Annotated in this window: 22 protein-coding genes; 7 read left to right on the forward strand and 15 right to left on the reverse strand. The window is 57.4% G+C overall.

What is annotated here, in order from left to right; translation table 11 throughout:
- Positions 1 to 27: 27 nt before the first annotated feature.
- The 6 genes from ACM6JM_RS07790 to ACM6JM_RS07815 form a co-directional block, all read right to left on the reverse strand.
- Entirely contained in the window at positions 28 to 2406 is a 2379-nt protein-coding gene (locus ACM6JM_RS07790; protein WP_414881610.1) for a DUF3772 domain-containing protein, read from the reverse strand.
- Between the two features lie 117 nt (positions 2407 to 2523).
- On the reverse strand, positions 2524 to 3213 hold the full coding sequence (arsH, locus tag ACM6JM_RS07795; protein WP_064595868.1) for an arsenical resistance protein ArsH: 690 nt from the start codon (positions 3211 to 3213) through the stop codon (positions 2524 to 2526).
- An 11-nt stretch (positions 3214 to 3224) separates the two neighbouring features.
- A complete protein-coding gene (locus ACM6JM_RS07800; RefSeq protein ID WP_414881611.1) occupies positions 3225 to 3695 on the reverse strand; it encodes an arsenate reductase ArsC in 471 nt (156 codons plus the stop codon).
- A 9-nt stretch (positions 3696 to 3704) separates the two neighbouring features.
- Entirely contained in the window at positions 3705 to 4052 is a 348-nt protein-coding gene (locus ACM6JM_RS07805) for a metalloregulator ArsR/SmtB family transcription factor (protein ID WP_064595873.1), read from the reverse strand.
- 118 nt (positions 4053 to 4170) lie between these two features.
- Positions 4171 to 4791 (reverse strand): LysE family translocator, encoded by a 621-nt coding sequence (locus tag ACM6JM_RS07810; protein ID WP_064595875.1) that lies wholly within the window; start codon positions 4789 to 4791, stop codon positions 4171 to 4173.
- 43 nt (positions 4792 to 4834) lie between these two features.
- Positions 4835 to 5302 (reverse strand): metallophosphoesterase family protein, encoded by a 468-nt coding sequence (locus tag ACM6JM_RS07815; RefSeq protein WP_414881612.1) that lies wholly within the window; start codon positions 5300 to 5302, stop codon positions 4835 to 4837.
- A gap of 119 nt (positions 5303 to 5421) precedes the next feature.
- On the opposite strand from ACM6JM_RS07815, the gene ACM6JM_RS07820 reads away from it, so the two are divergent.
- The 4 genes from ACM6JM_RS07820 (at position 5422) to ACM6JM_RS07835 (ending at position 10342) form a co-directional block, all read left to right on the forward strand.
- Positions 5422 to 6255 carry a VWA domain-containing protein gene (locus tag ACM6JM_RS07820; RefSeq protein WP_414881613.1) on the forward strand — a complete coding sequence of 278 codons (834 nt, stop codon included), beginning with the start codon at positions 5422 to 5424 and terminating at the stop codon, positions 6253 to 6255.
- Positions 6256 to 6257: 2 nt separating this feature from the next.
- Positions 6258 to 6989, forward strand: coding sequence for a hypothetical protein (locus tag ACM6JM_RS07825; protein WP_414881614.1), 732 nt, complete (start codon positions 6258 to 6260; stop codon positions 6987 to 6989).
- Positions 6990 to 6997: 8 nt separating this feature from the next.
- The gene (locus ACM6JM_RS07830) at positions 6998 to 8671 is read left to right on the forward strand and encodes a protein kinase family protein (protein ID WP_414881615.1); all 1674 of its coding nucleotides are present in this window, start codon (positions 6998 to 7000) and stop codon (positions 8669 to 8671) included.
- A 231-nt stretch (positions 8672 to 8902) separates the two neighbouring features.
- Positions 8903 to 10342, forward strand: a complete 1440-nt coding sequence (locus tag ACM6JM_RS07835; RefSeq protein ID WP_414881616.1) for a hypothetical protein — start codon at positions 8903 to 8905, stop codon at positions 10340 to 10342.
- 144 nt (positions 10343 to 10486) lie between these two features.
- Here ACM6JM_RS07835 and ACM6JM_RS07840 read toward each other — a convergent pair whose 3' ends face one another.
- The 5 genes from ACM6JM_RS07840 to ACM6JM_RS07860 form a co-directional block, all read right to left on the reverse strand.
- Positions 10487 to 10849 carry a DUF6124 family protein gene (locus tag ACM6JM_RS07840; protein WP_074690824.1) on the reverse strand — a complete coding sequence of 121 codons (363 nt, stop codon included), beginning with the start codon at positions 10847 to 10849 and terminating at the stop codon, positions 10487 to 10489.
- A 442-nt stretch (positions 10850 to 11291) separates the two neighbouring features.
- Positions 11292 to 12209 (reverse strand): AraC family transcriptional regulator N-terminal domain-containing protein, encoded by a 918-nt coding sequence (locus ACM6JM_RS07845; RefSeq protein ID WP_414881907.1) that lies wholly within the window; start codon positions 12207 to 12209, stop codon positions 11292 to 11294.
- An 81-nt stretch (positions 12210 to 12290) separates the two neighbouring features.
- Positions 12291 to 12548 carry an Atu4866 domain-containing protein gene (locus ACM6JM_RS07850; protein ID WP_103387268.1) on the reverse strand — a complete coding sequence of 86 codons (258 nt, stop codon included), beginning with the start codon at positions 12546 to 12548 and terminating at the stop codon, positions 12291 to 12293.
- 19 nt (positions 12549 to 12567) lie between these two features.
- The gene (locus ACM6JM_RS07855) at positions 12568 to 12786 is read right to left on the reverse strand and encodes a hypothetical protein (RefSeq protein WP_414881617.1); all 219 of its coding nucleotides are present in this window, start codon (positions 12784 to 12786) and stop codon (positions 12568 to 12570) included.
- Positions 12787 to 12963: 177 nt separating this feature from the next.
- On the reverse strand, positions 12964 to 13728 hold the full coding sequence (locus ACM6JM_RS07860) for an SDR family NAD(P)-dependent oxidoreductase (RefSeq protein ID WP_011333890.1): 765 nt from the start codon (positions 13726 to 13728) through the stop codon (positions 12964 to 12966).
- Positions 13729 to 14013: 285 nt separating this feature from the next.
- On the opposite strand from ACM6JM_RS07860, the gene ACM6JM_RS07865 reads away from it, so the two are divergent.
- Positions 14014 to 14958: a helix-turn-helix domain-containing protein gene (locus tag ACM6JM_RS07865; RefSeq protein ID WP_103387271.1), complete on the forward strand. Its 945-nt coding sequence runs from the start codon at positions 14014 to 14016 to the stop codon at positions 14956 to 14958.
- Between the two features lie 180 nt (positions 14959 to 15138).
- Positions 15139 to 15873 carry an SDR family oxidoreductase gene (locus tag ACM6JM_RS07870; protein WP_064595909.1) on the forward strand — a complete coding sequence of 245 codons (735 nt, stop codon included), beginning with the start codon at positions 15139 to 15141 and terminating at the stop codon, positions 15871 to 15873.
- 69 nt (positions 15874 to 15942) lie between these two features.
- Here ACM6JM_RS07870 and ACM6JM_RS07875 read toward each other — a convergent pair whose 3' ends face one another.
- Positions 15943 to 16860, reverse strand: a complete 918-nt coding sequence (locus ACM6JM_RS07875) for a bifunctional helix-turn-helix transcriptional regulator/GNAT family N-acetyltransferase (RefSeq protein ID WP_414881618.1) — start codon at positions 16858 to 16860, stop codon at positions 15943 to 15945.
- A gap of 251 nt (positions 16861 to 17111) precedes the next feature.
- Here ACM6JM_RS07875 and ACM6JM_RS07880 point away from each other — a divergent pair, with 251 nt between their 5' ends.
- Positions 17112 to 17558, forward strand: coding sequence for an anti-virulence regulator CigR family protein (locus ACM6JM_RS07880; RefSeq protein ID WP_011333836.1), 447 nt, complete (start codon positions 17112 to 17114; stop codon positions 17556 to 17558).
- A 79-nt stretch (positions 17559 to 17637) separates the two neighbouring features.
- On the opposite strand, the gene ACM6JM_RS07885 is transcribed toward ACM6JM_RS07880, so the two are convergent.
- The 3 genes from ACM6JM_RS07885 to ACM6JM_RS07895 all read right to left on the reverse strand — a co-directional run bounded on the left by ACM6JM_RS07885 (position 17638) and on the right by ACM6JM_RS07895 (position 19244).
- On the reverse strand, positions 17638 to 17898 hold the full coding sequence (locus tag ACM6JM_RS07885; RefSeq protein ID WP_085655332.1) for a hypothetical protein: 261 nt from the start codon (positions 17896 to 17898) through the stop codon (positions 17638 to 17640).
- A gap of 165 nt (positions 17899 to 18063) precedes the next feature.
- On the reverse strand, positions 18064 to 18381 hold the full coding sequence (locus ACM6JM_RS07890) for a hypothetical protein (protein WP_414881619.1): 318 nt from the start codon (positions 18379 to 18381) through the stop codon (positions 18064 to 18066).
- 104 nt (positions 18382 to 18485) lie between these two features.
- Complete coding sequence (locus ACM6JM_RS07895) at positions 18486 to 19244, reverse strand: sulfite exporter TauE/SafE family protein (RefSeq protein ID WP_163974961.1); 759 nt, start codon at positions 19242 to 19244, stop codon at positions 18486 to 18488.
- Positions 19245 to 19410: the final 166 nt, after the last annotated feature.

Consider the following 19410-nt stretch of genomic DNA (forward strand, 5'->3'; position numbering starts at 1 on the left):
TCAGGCAGGCGCGCAGCAGGTTTTACCTCAGGTACTCGGCGGCTTCGCCAGCTCAATCCCCGCCGCCCCCAGCCGCTTGAGAATCTCGAACAGCAGATCACTCTTGGTCGTCCCGACAATCCTCGGGCTCGCCACATACCCGGTCACCGTCAACGTAATCCCGTCCGGCGTCAGCTTGCTGAAGCGCACGAACGGCGCCGGTTTTTCGAGGATGGTTTCGTGTTCCTTGTAGGTGTCGAAGAGCAGGTTCTGCACCTGTTCGGGGTCGATATCCAGCGGGAACATCAGCTCCAGCGTCGCCACGCCCTGGGCGCTGCCGCCGAGGGTGACGTTGCGCAGGTTCTGCGAGATCAGTTGCGAGTTGGGCACGATCACGATCGAGCGATCGCTGAGCTGGATCTCGGTGGCGCGCACGTTGATCCGGCGGATGTCGCCCTCGACGCCGCTGATGCTGATCAGGTCGCCGACCTTGACCGGGCGTTCGGTGAGCAGGATCAGTCCGGAGACGAAGTTCTTCACAATCTCCTGCAAGCCGAAGCCGATGCCCACCGACAGGGCGCTGACGATCCACGCCAGATTGGTCCATTGCACGCCCAGCGATGACAGGGTCAGCAGGATCACCACCGCATAACCGATGTTGGAAAACAGCGTGCTGAGCGAGGCGCACATGCCCGGGTCCATGTCGGTCTTGGGCAGGAACTCGTTGTCGAGCCAGCGGCGCAGTGCGCGGATCAGGTAGATGCCGATCAGCAGCGCCAGCATTGCGTTGAGCAAATGGCCGGGGACGATGTTCAGCTTGCGCAGGCCGGCGCCGCCGAGGATCGTGCCGATGTTGGTCGCCAGTTGGCCGAGTGTGGTGCCGATCCCGCCGACGAACAGGGTGATGACCGCCAGCAGCAACAGCGCGGCTCGACCGAAACCGGCCAGCAGCGTTGAGGCCTGCTCAAGGCGTCGGTCACCGACCCCCAGCAGCTGTTTCAGCGCCTTGCCGCTGGAATGGCGGGGGGAGAAGAAGTATTCGCAGCTGTCGCTGAGCAATTGCATCAGCAGGTAAAACCCGGAAAACACGATAAACGCCCACACCAGTTCATAGGTGATGAACCGCGCCAGCGATACGTAACCCGTGAGCAGGGCGCCGAGCGACAGCACCATCGCCAGCGTGGCAATGGTGTAAACCACGCCGGCGAAGGTGTTGCCCGCCACTTGGGTGTCACCGGCTGCGGCCAGTGTTTTACGCACCCTGCCGACGCGCATCAGCAGCGTGGTGACGATACCGAGCACCGCCAGCGCAATGATGCCTCTGCCTGCGAGCACGATCTGACTGCTCATGCCGGCGGCATTGCTGACTTGCACCGCCGTCACCAGCACCAGCAGCGTCGCGGCGAGGATCCGTGCGTAGGGATGCAGCGCGAGCGCCACCGGGTCAGCCACCGCCGGCAGTCGCCAGGACGGGTGCTCGGTCGAGAGCAACGCGCGGCTGAGCCCTGTGATCAGCACGCAGGCATAAACCACTTTCCCGAACTCATCGGAAAATGTCGCCAGCATCGGCGGCAACGGCACGTGACGGGTGCAGGCGTAATAGAGCAGTTGCAGGGCGATGGCGGTGGTCGCGAGAGTCGCCAGCGCCGAGGCGAACGCCAGCGAACTGCGGCGCAGTCGACCCTCCGGCATGCGGTGAATGCACACCCACGCCAGCCAGCGGTCGGCCAGTCGCCGCCCTAGCGTCCAGACGACGAAGGCCAGCACCACCAGCAGGGCGGTGTAAAGTCGCTGACCCGGTTGCCAGGCTTCGGCGCCGGTCTGTTGCACCTGTTCGAAGAAAGTGCGCAGACGCTGGCGATCATCCGCCGACGGATTGACAAGGGGAGCCCAGAAGCCAGGATTCAGAATGCTGTGGGTGCTGAGCGTCAGTTCGCTTTCGAGCAACGTGCGGCGGATACCGGCGATCTGGGTGATCAGCTCCGTGGCGTTTTGCTTGAGGGTGGCGAGGTTCTTCAACGCCGTATCGACTTTGGTTTTCTGCTCGATCAACGTCGCCCGTTGCGCGGCGATATCGGCTTGCTCGGCGGCGACCGCTTCGGCCGGCGCAGCCCCGAGTACGCCCAGTTGCACGGTCAGTTGCGCCTGCTGCGGTAACAGCGATGCCGACAGCCGATCGATGTCCAGAATGAACGTCTGCACCCGGTCCTGCGGGCCTTCGAGTTGGTTGTAATTGTTGGCAGACGAAATCTGCTGCTTGAGGCCGTCGAGGCGCAGTTGCAAGGCTTGCAGATCGCTTTGCGTGACGCCGGGGAGCGGGGCGCCGACATCGGGCGTGCCGGGCAGGTCGGCGGCCGACACCATCGAGACACCCGGACAGAGCAGCGTCAGGGTGATGAACATCAATGACTTCAATGCATTACGCATGGGACTGGACGGTTCCGGTTGATCACACAAACATTGAGGTTAGGTGATGGGGCCGGAGGGCGCGGAAAAGTTTCGGTGACCCGGGCGACGGGCCACCGTTCGCGGCGTTGCGGTTATTCAGATCGACCGCTGATTGACCCGCTGCATCAATTCCTCCGCCGATTCCTTGCGCTCGGAATAACGATCCACCAGATCCGGGCGATCACGCAGCAACAGCGTGAATTTCACCAACTCTTCCATCACGTCCACCACCCGGTCGTACAGCGCCGAGGGTTTCATGCGGTTGCCTTCGTCGAATTCCAGATAAGCCTTGGGCACCGATGACTGATTGGGGATGGTGAACATGCGCATCCAGCGGCCCAGTACGCGCAGTTGATTGACCACGTTGAACGACTGCGAACCGCCGCAGACCTGCATCACCGCGAGGGTCTTGCCCTGGGTCGGACGCACCGCGCCGAGGGCCAGCGGCACCCAGTCGATCTGCGCCTTGAACACTGCCGACATTGCGCCGTGGCGTTCCGGCGAACACCAGACCTGACCTTCGGACCATTGCATCAGCTCGAGCAGTTCCTGGACTTTCGGGTGATCGCCCGGCGCATCGTCCGGCAGCGGCAGACCCGAAGGGTTGAAGATTCGTGTCTCGGCACCGAAGTGCTCCAGCAGGCGGGCGGCTTCTTCCACCAGCAAACGGCTGAAGGAGCGCGGTCGGGTCGAGCCGTAAAGCAGCAGGATGCGCGGCTTGTGCGCGCCTTCGTCGCGCGTGGTTGTTTGAACCAGTGAAGGATCGAGGTTGGGCAAATCGGTCATGTCGGCTCCGGTTACAGCGTGCTGATGCGGTCGAGCTCGTGCTTGAGGGCATCACGGTCAAGTTGGGCGAAGGGCAGGGCGAGGAAGGCCCTGCAGCGGGTTTCGATGCGGGCGAGGGTGGCGCGGAAGGCGGCGTCGATGGTGTCTTCATCACCGCGCACATCCGACGGATCCTCCAGCCCCCAATGGGCTTTAAGGGCCGGGCCGAAGTACACCGGACAGGCTTCACCGGCGGCCTTGTCGCACACGGTGATGACGATGTCCGGCGGGTTGTCTTCGAAGGCCTCGTTGCCCTTGCTGGTCAATCCATCAATGGAAATGCCGGCTGCCTGCAACGTGGTCAGGCTGCGCGGCAGTACCTGGCCCTTGGGGAAGCTGCCGGCGCTGACTGCTTCGAAACCGGCCGGCGCCAGATGGTTGAACATCGCCTCCGAGAGAATGCTGCGGCAGCTGTTGGCGGTGCACATGAATAGAACTCGCATGGTTGATCCTCAGCAGCAGGCAGACGTATTGAGCGGGCGATCGCCCATGGCCGCCAGCCGCGCGCTGTTTTCTTCCAGCCAGGCGGTGTTGGCGGCCAATGTGGTTTCAAGCAGCGTGCGAATCCATGTCGGCAAATCAGGGTTGAGCCGGTAATAAACCCACTGGCCTTGACGGCGATCCAGCAATAGACCGCAGGTGCGCAATTGCGCGAGATGGCGGGAGATTTTCGGCTGACTGTCGTCCAGCGCACAGACCAGCTCGCAGACACACAACTCACCCTCACGGGTGATCAGCAGCGTGGCGCGGGCGCGGGTTTCGTCGGCGAGGCATTTGAAAACGGAGGCGGGGGTGAGCATGACGATGCCTTCAGTACATATGGTTGTCCGAATATACGGATATCCATATGTATTGGGCAAGCCTCGAGTTTGATGAAGGCGGCAGCTCTCGACCGAAGATTTGTTTAGCGCAGGCGCTTCAACGCTTGCTGAACGCCAACCGCGCAGCAAACAACACGAAAATCATCCCGGTGGTGCGATCCATCCAGCGAATCACTTTCTCCCGGCGCAGAAACCCGGACAGCGGCTGCGTCGCGCCAATCAACACCAGCGACCAGATCAGCCCGAGCACCACATGAATGCTCACCAGCCCGAACGTCCACGGCACCAGCGGCTGCCCCTGCGGAATGAACTGCGGCAGAAACGACACGTAGAAAATCCCGATCTTCGGATTCAGCACGTTCCCCAGCATGCCCTTGAAAAACCAGTTCGCCCCCGGCTTGCCGTCGGCTTCGGCCGGTGCCAGCGAGCGGCGAGGGCGCAGCAGCATGTTCAACCCCAGCCACGCCAGATACGCCGCGCCGCAATACTTCAACAGGTTGTAGGCCAGCTCCGACACCGCAATCAACGCCCCCAACCCAAACGCCACCGCCGCACCCCACAACAGACAACCGGCATTGATCCCCAACGCCGCACGCAACGCCTGCTGCTTGCCTTCGACGGTGGCGGTGCGCAGCACCAGCGCGGTGTCGAGACCGGGCGTCAGGGTCAACAGGGTGGCGGCGAGGGTGAAGGCGAGGAGGTTGTCGGCGATGGACATGGAGCGTGGGTTCCCTGTTCTGGATGCGGGAACGGTAGCGGTTTCAGGCGGGAGGATCCAGCAGGGAAATCAGGCGCGGTTCGATGCAGTCGGGTTGTATCTCGAGGATCGCCAGCGTGACCGGCAACTTGAAACGCCGAGGGCCGGCGCTGCCGGGGTTGACGTAGAGACGGTCACCGCGCCATTCGATGCGGGGTTTGTGGGAATGGCCGGTGATGATGAGCTTGATGCCCGGATCGAGATCGGCGGGGACGTCGGCGATGTCGTGGACGAGGAGTGCTGGCCAGCCGTTGAGGGTGAAGGTCAGGAGGTCGGGGAGGTTTTCGGCCCACGGGCTGTTGAGATCGTTGTTGCCGCGCACGGCGTGGACGGGAGCGATTTTTGCCAGCTGGGCGAGGATGTCCGGGTTGCCGATGTCGCCGGCGTGGATGATCTGGTCACAGCCCTGGAGCGCGGCGAGGGCTTCGGGGCGGAGGAGGTTGTGGGTGTCGGAGATCAGGGCGGTTTTCATCCAAGTGGCCAAATGAGTTGTTCCGTGGGTGTTTATGACTCGGCAAATTCATGGTGCCAAAATGATTTCAAAGTGCTATATCTTCACGTACTGGAGTACAGATAACCAATGAGGGTTCTATGAGCTATACCGCTGAAATCAGCCGCACGAGTCCCACTGCATTCCTGTTCTTGGTGGACCAGTCCGGGTCTATGCAAGACATCATGGCAAACGGGAAGTCAAAAGCCCAATTTGTGGCTGATGTTCTAAATCGCACTTTCGCTACGTTAATTACCCGCTGCACAAAGTCCGAAGGTACTCGTGATTATTTCGAGGTCGGCGTATTGGGCTATTCCGGCGCCACCGCTCAAAACGGCTTGTCTGGTGAGCTTGCTGCGAGGGTTCTGAATCCGATCTCTGTGATTGAAGCTCATCCCTTGCGCATTGAAGACCGTGTCAAGCGAGTTGACGACGGAGCTGGCGGCTTGGTGGATCAGTCCATCAAGTTCCCAATTTGGTTTGAGCCCAAAGCCGGCGGTGGCACCCCTATGTGTAATGCGATTACAACAGCCGCTGAACAGTTGGTTGCATGGTGCGATGCTCACCCGGATAGCTACCCTCCAACCGTGTTGCATGTTACCGACGGTGAGTCCACCGACGGAGATCCTGAGGGTCTGGCTCAGCAACTACAGCAAATCACTACCAGCGACGGAAATGTTTTGCTGTTCAATCTTCATGTAAGTACGAGTGGGGGGGATCCGGTGAAGTTTCCCGCCTCTGACGCAGGGCTGAGTGATAGCTACGCAAAGCTGTTGTTCCGCATGTCCAGCCCCCTACCTTTGCATCTTCATAAAGTCGCACAAGACAAGGGTATTAACGCAAACATGGAGTCTCGGGGTTTCGTTTTTAATGGAGATATCGCCGAAATTGTAGACTTTTTCGACATTGGTACACGAGCAGCCCAGTTGCGATAACCATGGCATTCCGAATCCTTTTTGACGGAACGGTAGCCAAGCACCTCGATACGCCAGGGGAAAATGAAGATGCCTATCGCATTGCCCCAGCTAGGGGGCGTGTGGTGCTATCAGATGGTGCCTCCGAGTCTTTTGATGCTAAAAGCTGGGCTAACCTGGTGGTGGATTATTTTCTAGAATCTGATCCATCAGACGAAGAGTTAGGCTCGTGTATCCGATCATATGAAGGGCTCTACGACCCTCACGTTTTATCTTGGTCTAAAGCTGCTGCATATGAACGTGGCAGCTTCGCTACGTTGTTGATTGCGCAGGATGATCACGATCGTAGTACGGTCACCGTCACGACATTGGGCGACAGCTTTGCTGTTTGGTGCATCGGCAATGATGTAATTGAAACCACACCCTATGTAAGTGCGGATCAATTCACTCAAAAGCCAACTCTTTTGGCAACTCGCCCTGAGTTGAACTCTGAGATGATTATCAATGAGCTGGGAACTTGGAGTCGCATAGAGTGGTGTTACGAGCAGCACGACACATGCCTACTGCTTTGCATGACTGATGCGCTGGGGGCATGGCTTCTGAATAGTCGAGAGCAAGGTAGTTTGGATGCATTCGAGAGACTTAGTCGAATAACGGATCAGAAAGAGTTGCTTGAGCTGGTGGAGGTTGAGCGTGCCTCAGGTGCAATGCGAAGAGATGACGTCACGCTGATTATCGCCACTCTGACTTGTTAGATTAAACCATGGCATATCCAACCCTAGAACAGTACAACGAGGCCTTGCACTCCCCGCATTTAGTGCTGCAAGACGCTGAGTTGAAACATGGCCGATTGAAAACCTCCGGACTGGGCTCGCCCTTGGCATTGTGCGGGGGATTTGCTTTAACCTATATCGTAGACGTTCCTGGAAAGCGGTTTGCGCTACGTTGTTTCCACAAAAGCTCAAGGGAGCTAGAACAGCGATATAAGGCAATTTCCTCGCGAATCCGGCAATTGGCTAGCCCGTACTTCTTGCCTTTTGAGTTCATTACCAATGGAATTCGGATACAAGGATCGACATATCCCATCGTCAAGATGGCATGGGCGCAGGGTCGAACTTTGGCAGAGTTTCTGGAAGGCGAGCATCAAAATACCCAAGCACTCCAACGGTTACGACAAGCTCTTGCTAAGTTAGCCGCGTTTCTTGAACAGAATCAGATCGCTCATGGTGACATCCAGCCCGAAAATGTCATGGTGAGCGCTGACGGTGGCACGGTGCAATTGATTGACTATGATGGAATGTTCGTAGAAGGGTTTAGGGGGCGCTTCGCTACCGAACTAGGACAAATCAATTTTCAGCATCCAAGACGAACTGATAAAGATTTCAATGAGAGGCTTGATCGTTTCTCGTTCCTCACTTTGGATGTTGCTCTTCAAGCCCTGATAGCCTCTCCCTCTCTTTGGGGTGTTTCTCGTTCAGAGCCTAGTGCCGTGGTGTTTAGGCGAAACGATTTTCTTGACCCTGGCTCTTCAATTATTTTCGGTGAAGTTCTAAAACTGCCTGGCGTGGCAAATCACGCTAAAAATCTCGCAAGAGTGGTTGTGGGAGAATTTCAAAGCGTTCCAGCCCTTAGTGATTTTCTTCAGGACAAAGGAGTAGTAGGCGGGGCGATCACGTTTAAGCAAAAGGGCACTCCTTCCACGGTTGGATATCAAGGGGCCTATCCAGTCTGCGATGCAACAAAGTACGCACAGGTTCTTGCTCAGGTGGGCAGCCGTATCGAGCTAATCGGACAGATTCACTCCGTTCGACCTGGGTTTGGGGCGAATAAAAAGCCGTATGTATTTGTGAATTTTTCTGACTGGCTTGGGCAGGCTGTCAAGCTATCAATCTGGTCTGATGGGATGAAGGCAATCGGATCAAATCTGCCCGATGAGTCGTGGGTGGGACGTTGGCTTTCAGTAACGGGTCTAGTTGACCCTCCTTACAAGGGGAAGGCGAAAGCTGGTAGTTACACTCACCTTTCATTAACTATTACAGCCACTGGCCAGATACAACAATTACCGGAGCAGGAAGCAAAATTTCGACTTCGTGGCTTGGGTTATGCGCCTGCTGTTCATTCCGCGCCGAGTCGAAACGCAGGTGTACTTTCGAATATGGCAAAGGGACGGCCTACGACAGTTACTCCAAGTCAGAGTTCGCCTGTGAATGCGGTCCCTCCGAAAAGCTCGAATCAGCAACTGCTTGAAAAGATGCGAGCTCAGTCGCCTCAAATTGTTCGACAGACAGTCAGCGCACCTCAGGTGCTAACGCAATCGCAAAACGCTCCTGCATCGCGACCGGTAAGTGCTCCGAAGCGATCCTCTGGAGCAGATTGGCTTGGCTGGCTATTTATAGTAATTGTGGGGCTTGGCTTGCTCCGATCTTGCATAAAGTAGGCGCCTTACTGAGTTAGTAATGAATTTTTAGAAGGCGAACGAGGAAAACGCGAGGAGAGAGTATGAAAATGGTAGCATACGCTATGCTACCGCTTTAGTTGGTAAAAATAACTTTCACAAGTTGCCTGTTTTGTAGGTGGAGACGGGGGCGATGCTAGTTTGGTGCGATTTTAAAATTAAAGTCTTTGGCGCGCAAGCAAGTTTGTAATTCTAAATTTTAAAGGGCTGGGAATGTATAAGTATCATGAAAGGGAAGTTTTGAATGCTGGGGCGCTTGGAACTTATCGCGTTCACTCGCTATTCACCCGTATTACCAGTGAAGGGGACTTGAGTCCGGAGATTGGCGAACCGTTGCAAGGTGCGGTTGCGCTGCACGCGCACGAGTACACGCATTACCTCCATAATCTCTCAACTTTGGCGGGTCTTGACGCGTTGCTTGCTTGCTTCTGGCTAGTCGCTCCATTTGTGAGAGGCACGGATGACCGTGGTTGGTTTACAGCCTACGAGGGCCTTGAGTACGACGATCAGCTGACGGCAGCTTTCGCAGTAATGAACTCATCTCGGGGTTCAGTTACCGGTATTCCTAAGGATAAAAATTTTCAATGGCCTGAAATAACAGAGTGGTGTTTCGGTGAAGTATCTACCGAGTCGGTAACGCTGACCTACGGCACCGAAGGTGAGATTGGAAAAATCCAAATGCAATCGATACCTATCACTGCGAAGCACAATAAAGGAGAGCCACTAGAGTTGGTCCTAACCCCCGGTCTTGATTTTATTAGTGAAGGTATTGCTTACGAAATTGAACGGGAGCAGCGCCGCGCTCCACATTTGTCGGATAAAATCCTCGACTCTCAAACACCGTGCTATCCGTACTTGGCTTACCGACCGCTTGTTGAACACCTAATTGGACACGGTACGACTCCCCAGGAACGGATTTTAATTGGTAATTTGGCTCTTTTGAGCAGCGCTCCAGCTAAAACTTTCTTTGAATTATGCGCGGCCATCAAACGGGATAAGGACCGAGGTGATGGTAAAAAGGTTGAACAAGATCGAATTGGAGACGATATCTATCGCGCATTTGTAAGGCACGTATCCAATCCGGATTTTTCATATACTGATCAATTGAAAGAAATTCTCTCTGGCTCTGGTGATCATATAGAAGGGCTCGAAATTTATTGCAAGCTAATCGATAAAGGCCTTAAGCAACGAACGAAAACCTTTATGCTAGAGCAGATGATGATTCAGAAAAAGTTTACTGCGTATGAGTTTCGTGACTTTACATTAAATATATTAGAGCGTCTTGTCTGCCAAGAAAAAGTCGATGATGATAGCGTTATTGAATGGATAGCGCCGCTCAATGGTGTAATTGCAAAGCTTCCGGAAGAGATCCTACAGAAGCTAAGTGTTTTGCAAACCAGTATTCACTATCTACAACAGCACTTCACCGTGGATGGGCGATTGGGTAGTACGGCTCAATTGCAGGAGTCAGCATGTCCGTTCACCGATGCTTGTGAGACTCAGAAACAGTATGGTTATCCAGCAGACTGTGGAAGCAAACCGTGGAATGTTTCTGTCGACGGCGGTAAAAAAGTATGCTGGTACGAAGCTGGGCGGCTGTCACTGAGAATGGCTAAGAACGGGCAAGTAATGCTCGATGCGCCACCGGGTTAATCCCAAGTAGCGCCAGATAGCTATCGCGGATGAGGAGTCTGGTTGACCGCTTTTGGCCGATAGCTGCCATTCCCCTGGCAGCTTCGGCCAACGCTCATTCCCTCTGTCGTTCCGAACTAGTCGGTCACCAAAGAGGGCTAGCGTTTAGCTCTTCACCTCAACATGATCCAACGCCTGATTCACCGCCAACTCACTCAGCATCACCAACTGCGCAATCCCGATCGCAGTCTTGCGATGGGCGGGCTCCAGCGTGGCCGCAAAGTTGTTGAGCATCTCGCTGGCCGATCCCAATGATTCGCTGGCGTTGGCCAGCAGGGATTCGGTGTCGTACGCCGGGTTGGCCAGGTACATGGGGTCGTGTTTGTGGTGGCTGCCCATGACTCGTTGCTGCGGGGTCAGGTAGTGATCAAGGGCGCGTTCGGCGGCTTCGTTGAGCGTTCGAGAGTCGGGGAATTTGTAGGGGGAGACTGGATCGGTTTCCGGGGGATTCGGTGTTGGTTTGATCATGGTGAAACTCCTAATTATTGAAAAGGAGCCTTCACCCTCGCTACCAAACGAAGGGTGGCGGCCAATACGCGGGTTGGTAGACCGGTAACTAGGAACCCGGCGCACTCGAAAGTGCCCTGCGCATGGCCACCATCAAGTGCAGACCAGGGGAGGTCTGCGAATGGCGCGCTATGCGACTAGTTAACTCGGGCTACCAAACCCGATCACTGTTTTTCAGTGACCCGGAAACGATAAAACCCGCGTCCCAGACGCACAAGCCGGCGGATTCTGGCGTAGTCGTAGGTAATGACGCAAGGCGTTGTAGCCTTGAGGAAGTAACGCTGAGTATCTTTAAACAGCAATGGCCGAAACCCTTAAACAATCTCCAATGGTTCCTTCAATAACCGGTGTATTGGATCTTTCCCCGGCGCTCTGCTGCCCTGAACTGGCTCCGGCCAGGCCATCACGCAGGATTCCGAACCCGGCTGGCATCTCTGGAGGGCGGGCACCCGAACTGGCGACTGTATTCCCGGCTGAATTGCGACGGGCTTTCGTAGCCCACTCGATAACAGGCGCTCGCCACATCCAGCCCTTCGCCGAGCAACAGGCGGCGGGCTTCCTGCAGGCGCAGTTGTTTCTGATACTGCAGCGGACTCATGGCCGTCACTGCCTTGAAACGATGATGCAATGTGGAGTTGCCCAAGTTGGCGACCCGGGCGAGCTCTTCGATGCGCAAGGGTTGGGTGTAGTGGTTGTTCAACCAGTCGATTGCCCGTGTTACTCGCCGTGTTTGCGAGTCGCCGAGGGCAAGCTCATACAGACGACGGCCATGCACACCCCGCAGGAGGCGGTAATACAACTCGCGAAGGGCGAGCGGTGCCAGCATGCCGATGTCTTTCGGTGTTTCCAGCAGCCGGACCAGCCGCAGCATTGTTTCCAGCAGGGGCACATCGACTTTCTCAAGAAAAAGGCCAAGCTCCGGCTCGTCCGGGACGCCCGCCGGCGGAGCATCGGCGATGACCTGAGCGATTTCCGTGGCCTCGAAATCAAACCGGATACACAGGTAAGGCGCCTCCGGGCTGGCCATCAGCACGCGACCGGACACCGGAAGGGTGACCGAAACCACCAGGTAGCTGAGGGGGTCGTACAGGTAGTGGTCGTCACCCAGGCCGATTTCCTTTTGTCCTTGCACGATCAGGCAAAGTGCCGGTTTGTGCACGGTATGGATCAGCTCCGAAGGTGCATCGAAACGGATGACATGCAGGGGAGCTATGGCGGTCTCATAGATCCCGGGTGTGGTAAAGCGTTGCGTCAGCAGGCGAACCAGTTCGTCACGGTAGACGGCTGTGTTTTGAAGGATGAAAGCATCGCTCTGTTCCATTTCAAGGCTCTCACAAGTGTTCATGAGCGTCTGCCTGAAGCTTTTCAGGCAGACGATATTCACCCGACATCATCAAAGTACTCATTGCCGATAGAGGATCATTCCGGCGTGATACAGCACGTCGTCATGAAAGTGGCCATCAGCGGTGAAGCCGGTGTCGTCCCAGTACTGGATGTAATCACCGACCAGTTCGTAGCGGCCCTGATAGGCGCTCTTGTTTTTACCACGGGCCTCGTCGTAACGACCAGTCGTCAGAAGCTCATGACGGATGAATCCATCCGCGGTGACCCACATGCCTGCGTAAGGATGGTCCTGAGTGGTTTTTTTGGCATCTTTCATCACTTTTCTCCTCGGATTTTCAGACTGAGCCGATACGGCCCAAAGCCGTGCGATCAGAGCCGTTTTCGGCAACGCGAAAACCCGGAGTGCGATCACTGCCGCCTTCAGTGACGCGCATGCCTGGAGTTCGATCAGCACCGTCAGCGGCCAGGTACAGGCTGGTCGAGGAAAGGTTGATTGCGCAGGCCACCATCGCGCCGATCACCAGTGAAAGGGAAAGCCGTTTTGCATTTTTCATTGTTCAGTCCTCATTGACGTTGTTCATCTGAGCGGCCTGCCGTGGACTGTGTCTGCATCCGTTGCGTGCTTTCAGATTACGTAGCCGAGCGCAGCGGTGTTAGGACGAAACTGCCGCAGATTTGCCTGATCCTCTCGGGTTGGTCGGGCATGTCCTGCGGCGCGTTTGTGCTGCAGCTCAGCCGGCCGTGACAGTCATGCCGCCGTCGGCCATGACCACCGAACCGACCATGAAGCTGGCCCGATCCGAGGCGATGAACGCGACCACTTCGGCGATTTCTTCCGGTTGGGCGGCGCGGCCGATCGGTGCCGCTTCGCCATGTTGGGCGAGAAAGGCAGGGCCATCGTCGACCACATTGTTGAGGATATTGGTCACCACATCGCCGACACCGACAGCATTGACGCGGATGCCATGGCCAATGACTTCAAGCGCCAGGGTGCGCGTCAGTTGGGCCAGCGCGCCCTTGGAGGCGGTGTAGGCGGCAATGGTGGGGAAGGCGAAATAGGAGGCGTAGGACGCGATGTTGACGATCGATCCGGACTTGTTGGGCATCATCGCTTTGACCGCCTCCCGGCTATGCAAAAAGGCCGCCGTGGCGTTGACCGCCTGAATGCGTTCCCAGTCTTCGCGGGTCATGTCGATCACCAATTTGTTGATGATGATGCCGGCGTTGTTGACCAGAATGTCCAGCCGTCCGAATTGCTCGACGGCCAGGGCGACCGCGCGTTCGGCTGCCCCGTCCTGAGTGATGTCGGCCACCAGGGGGACCAGGCCGGGGCGGGCCAGTGCTTCCACCTCAGGGTTTATATCTTCAGCAATGACCTGGGCGCCGCGGGCATGCAGCAGTAGTGCGATGGCCTTGCCGATGCCACTGGCCGCGCCAGTGACCAGTGCGACTTTACCGGCTACTTCGTTTGGGGTGCTGTTCTTGAAGTCGGTCATGATGTTCTCCAGCGTTTTTGATCGAGTAGGGATAAGCCGTGTTGGCGCCGGCGAGGCGCTGTCATCGGCGACGGGCCTACTGTCTCGCAGCGAGGCAAAGTCGGCTTTCGTGAGATTGCCCACGCTGTCGGGGTTTTGCGCTGAATGTCAGTGAGGGAGGTTCGGTGCTCGATTCAACCCACGGCAAAAGCCCGATATCATCGAGCCGGTCTGCTGACGCGGCGTGCGGGCAAGCATCGGAGACCTGTCTGGCTTCGCACAGCCGAATCTGAAAAGGACGAGTTCATGGCAAATACCGGGCGTACCTCCCAGGACGCGTTGTCGACATCCTCTCGAGACTTGCGCATCAACGGCGAGTCGATGGGTGAGTTCCTGCCAGGTGAACCCCAGGCGTTACCCTCGCGTCCGGAAATCACGGACGTGGTGATTCAGCTGTTTACCCATCGCAGCGTTACTGAGCCGATTCTCGTGCCTGCAGTGGTGGAACCGCTGCTCGTTCTGGTTCTGGCCGGGGCGGCGACGGTAGAGGAGCGCGCATTGGGGGGCGAGTGGGAAGCTGCCGAGGTCAGTGCCGGCGATTTTTTCCTCACCAGTTCCGATGAGCCGTATGAAATGCGCTGGCAGACGCACGGAGGCGATACCTTCGAAGTCATGCATCTTTATCTGGGGCTGCCCTTGATCGAGCAAGCGTCTCGAGAGCTGTCGGGCCAGCACGCCGGGCCTGTGCGTTTGCGCGATGTTTCAGGGGCACGGGACGGGCGCGTCGCGTTTGTCATGGAGCAGTTGCGCACGGAACTGCTCCTGGAACGCTCGCCCAGCGCGCTTTTCGCCCGCTCTCTGGCGCAGGCGCTGGCCGTGCATCTGGTGCGTAGCTATCTTGCTGAAAGCCAGCCCGGGCGTCGGGTCAACGCCTTGCAAGCCTACAAGTTGCGCAAAGTCACCGACGCCATGCGCGCGCATCTGAGCGCTGAATTCAGCCTGGCCAAACTGGCCAGCCTTGCCGAGCTGAGCGAATACCACTTCAGCCGCCTGTTCAAGCGTGCGACGGGGCTGTCGCCATCGCAGTACTTCATTCGCTTGCGCATGGTTCGTGCGCGGCACCTGCTACTGGAAACCCGCCTTAGCATCATCGACGTCGGGCTGGAGATCGGCTACTCGAGCCCCAGTCACTTCTCGCAGGTCTTTCGGCGTGAAGTGGGCGTAACGCCCAGCGAGTTCCGTGGGGCGTGAGCGCAGCTTCATCACAAATTTGCAAGCGATGCACACAGACACGAATAGGCAAAGGTTGCGCAGGTTTCGGCACGCGTCGACCAGGCCCGTGCCCTTAATCTTTTCGACGTACCCCGCAGTAACGAACGCGTCTTCAGCGGTCGGTGCTGAACCTCAATGCAGACAGCAGGAGCTACGGATATGTCGAACATTCAAAACAAAGTCGTCCTGATTACCGGTGCAAGCAGTGGTATCGGCGAAGCGGCCGCCAGGTTGATCGCCGCCAAAGGCGCGCATGTGGTCCTCGGTGCCCGCCGTACCGAGCGTCTGGACAAACTAGTCAGCGAGATCCAGGCCGAAGGTGGCTCGGCAAGTGCCTGCGCACTGGACGTTACGGATCTGCAATCGATGCACGCCTTCGTGGCGTTCGCCAAGACGCAACATGGCAAGGTCGATGTGATCATCAATAACGCTGGGGTGATGCCTTTGTCTCCGCTGGCCTCGTTGAAGGTCAACGAATGGAATCAGATGCTCGATGTCAACGTTCGCGGCGTACTGCACGGTATTGCCGCCGTCCTGCCGGACATGCAGGCGCAGGGTTTCGGTCAGGTCATCAATATCTCGTCGATCGGTGGGCTCGCGGTTTCTCCGACAGCTGCGGTGTACTGCGCGACCAAATTCGCGGTCAGGGCTATCTCGGATGGTCTGCGTCAGGAAACGGACAAGATCCGCGTCACCGTGGTGTGCCCGGGTGTGGTCGAGTCCGAACTGGCGGATACGATTTCGGATGATGTGGCCCGCGAGGAAATGAAAGCGTTTCGCCGTGTGGCGCTGAATGCAGACGCCATTGCGCGAGCGCTCGCCTATGCCATCGAACAGCCCGACGATGTCGATGTGAGTGAGATCGTGGTTCGTCCGACCGCCAGTCCGCACTGAGCCGTTCCGGGCGCAATCACCCGTGGTTTGTGCCCCGTTCTGCCTGGCTACAACGAATGGGCATAAACCTCACAACTCAATCGCCCACGTCTGACTGACCAAATCCTTGCCGAAGCTGTGAATCGGCTCTTCCTCGACAAGCTCAAATCCTGCCCGCTGGTATAACCGGCGGGCATCCACCAGATTGCTGGTGGTCCACAGGATCATCTTTTTGTAGCCGACATCCCGGGCAAAACGCAGGCATTCCTCGACCAGCCGATTGCCGATCCCCAGGCCCCGCGCACTGGCATCCACGTAGAGCATGCGCAGTTTCGCGGTGGTTTCGTCGTGACGGATCACGAACACCGAACCCACCACCTTGCCGTCCTTCTCCGCGATCCAGCAGCGCTCGCCGGTGGGGTCGAATTCGCGCAGGTATTTGGCGACGACCTCTGCCACCAGCGCTTCGAACTCTGAATTCCAGCCGTATTCACGGCTGTAGATCGCAGTCTGCTGATGCACCACCAGACCCATGTCGCCGGGCTGCGGATCGCGCAGCAGATAGGTCGTTGGCTGACCACCCTCGAGCAGCGTCTGGATCTGCTTCATCGATGCGATCAGTTGCAGTTGCTGCGGTTCGGACAGGCGTTCGAGCAGGGTGATGACTTCTTGCCGCGAGGCTTGCTCCAGCGGCGCGAGGATTTCGCGGCCGAGGTCGGTGATGTGCAGTTGACTGGCGCGGGCGTCGGTGGTGGAGGGGACTTTCTGGATCAGGCCTTTTTTGTCGAAACCGCTGATGAGGCGACTCATGTAACCCGCGTCGAGGCCCAGCATCTGGCGCAGGTCGGTGCTGGTCAGATCGCCCTGGGACGCGAGTTCGTAGAGGATGCGCAGCTCGGTAAGCGAGTAGTCGCTTTGCAGCAAGTGTTCCTGCAACACGCCGATCTGATGGGTGTAGAAACGGTTGAACTGCCGGACGCTGTCGGCGCGGTCGGTGATCGTGGACATGGCGTGATGCTCATATGTTTGCTTTAGGCAACTATATAGTTGCCTTAGGCAAGCAAGTCAAATGAATGATTTCACGATCCCGAACGCAAAGTCAGCCGGAACGAACGCTCAGTCGTGTCCATTCGTATGTTTCTGAGGCTCACGGTTTCCAGATGCGTCGCCGCGTGACCGCGATGACAGGGCCATCTCTCCATGCCTGTAAAAAAAACTGACTAGAATCCAAACACACCTATTCATTCAAGGAACGACCCATGTCCGGTTTACGCACGTTGATTGCGACCACGACCTGTATTGCGCTGTTGAGCACTTCGGTGTCAGCGCTGGCCGATCCTGGCAACGGAAAGGGGCAGGGCAAAGGTAACCCGCATAACAGCCAGGATCATGGCAATCAGGGGAAAAAAGGCGGGGGCGGTTATCAGGGGCACGGCCCGAGTATCGATCGCGGCGGGGTGATCGGGATTGTGGACGGCTATCGCGGCTACTGGACCCCGGGCCCGGCGTTGCCGCCGGGCATTCAGAAGAACCTGGCGCGGGGCAAACCGCTGCCGCCCGGGATAGCTAAGAAACTCGATGGTCGACTGGTCGGCAGACTGCCGCACTACGACGGCTATGAATGGCAGCAGGTCGGCACCGATCTGATCCTGGTCGCGCTGGCTACAGGGCTGATTTATGAAGTGCTGAATGGCGCCTTTGATTGAAAAATAGATCTGTCCCCATATGAAAAAGCCCGGCGGATAAGGCCGGGCTTTCGTCGGGTACTGCGGTAAAACCGAGCATTCAGGCGTTACGACTTTCGATCAGACGGTCAGAACCACCTTCGGCAACTGCATCACTGAACAGCGGGTCGGTTTCAGTCGCGGCAACGGCGTCACTGAACAGCGGATCAGTTTCGGTCGCAGCTACGGCATCGCTGAACAGTGGGTCGGTTTGAGTCGCAGCGGCAACCGCATCGCTGAACAGTGGATCGGTTTCAGTCGCCGCAAAAGCATTCAGGGCGAAGAGCGAAAAGGCGATGCCGAGGATTGTCTGGCGTTTCATGGTTCTGTACTCCGTGTGCAGTGGGTTGGTATGGAGCAGATCCTACGCTTTCGATTTGATATGAGAACTTCATTGAATTAATGGTTGTTATTGATGCGGTCAATGATGGAGCTCGGTGGCCTGAGATGCGCTGAACGGCACCGATGACAACAACCCGCTTGACAGTCACTGCGCAATAAACCTGCGAATCGCTTGAGTGGTTCCCACTGGCGCTTCCTCCATCAGCCAATGCCCCGCACCGGCGATCACCAAGGTGTGATCCTTCGCCAGATCCGCCGCCAGCGGCGCCCACATATCCCCGGTATCGCCGAAACCGTGCAACAGCACCACCGCCGGGCCTTTGCCGCCGATGCGCGTGTGGATTTTCGCGCCGTCCACGGCGATGTCCTTAGTGCGGAACGAGGCGGGGAAGGGCGTCACATCCGCATGGGCCGGAACACTCATGGCCAGCAGCAGGGAAGCGGTGAGCAGGGTGCGGATCATGGCGGTCACTCCAGAGGGGGTGGCTGGAGCGTAGACGGATTTGAGGTCGCTGAAGTGCGAATAATGGGCACAGATCGGTTTGTGGACTGGATTTTGGCAACGCTTCAGGAAAGGTATCCGCTGACCCCATCCCACAACAACTTCAACGCCGTGACCACCAGCAAGCCATAACAGGCGCGGTACATCTGACGCTGGTCCAGTCTGGCGTGCAGCCGCCAGCCCAGCCAGACGCCGCAGGGTACAGCGAGCAAGCTGACGAGCATCAGTGTCAGCACGTTGCCGGTAGGTTTGGCCAGCAGCAGCCATGGCACTGCCTTGAGGAGATTGCCCACGGTGAAAAACAGGCTGGTCGTTCCGGCATACATCTGCTTGCTCAGCCCCAGCGGCAGCAGATAGATCGCCAGTGGCGGCCCGCCGGAATGCGCCACCATCGTCGTAATACCCGAAGTAATGCCGGCAGCCACGGCTTTGGGTGAGGAGCGCGGCCGCACTCGCACTTCTCCGCCGGCCTTGAACCACAAACCGACAAACAACAGCGTGATCGCCGCCATGACGATGGCGATGGCGCGGTGGTCCAGCACCCGGAAAAGCAAATAGCCGGCGCCGATGCCGACGATCAAACCTGGTACCAACAACTTCAGGTCGGGTTTTGACCAGGTGGAAGGCTTCCAGTAGCGCAGGCTGAACAGATCCATGGCGACGAACAATGGCGCCAGCACCCCGCCAGCCGTGATCGGGTCCATCACCAGCGACAACAGCGGAATCCCGACAATCGCAAAGCCGCCGCCGAACGCGCCCTTCATGAAGCAGATCAGGAACACGCCGGCGAAGGTGACGAGGAGGGTGGTGAAGGTCAGATCCACGGCGTGTGCTCACTTCATTTCGGTCGGGGAGTGGCCTTAATTTCGCTCACGGTCTGCAGGATGAACAGTTACAGTTTCGAGGCCGATCCACGGACCAGTTGCCAACTGGATCGAATGTGGGCCTCGGGCAAAGTTCGGTTTGGGGAGATAGGGGCATATGCGGCTT

Origin of the sequence: Pseudomonas sp. IT-P2 (genome assembly GCF_949767575.1) — a bacterium.
Lineage (GTDB): Bacteria > Pseudomonadota > Gammaproteobacteria > Pseudomonadales > Pseudomonadaceae > Aquipseudomonas > Aquipseudomonas pharyngis.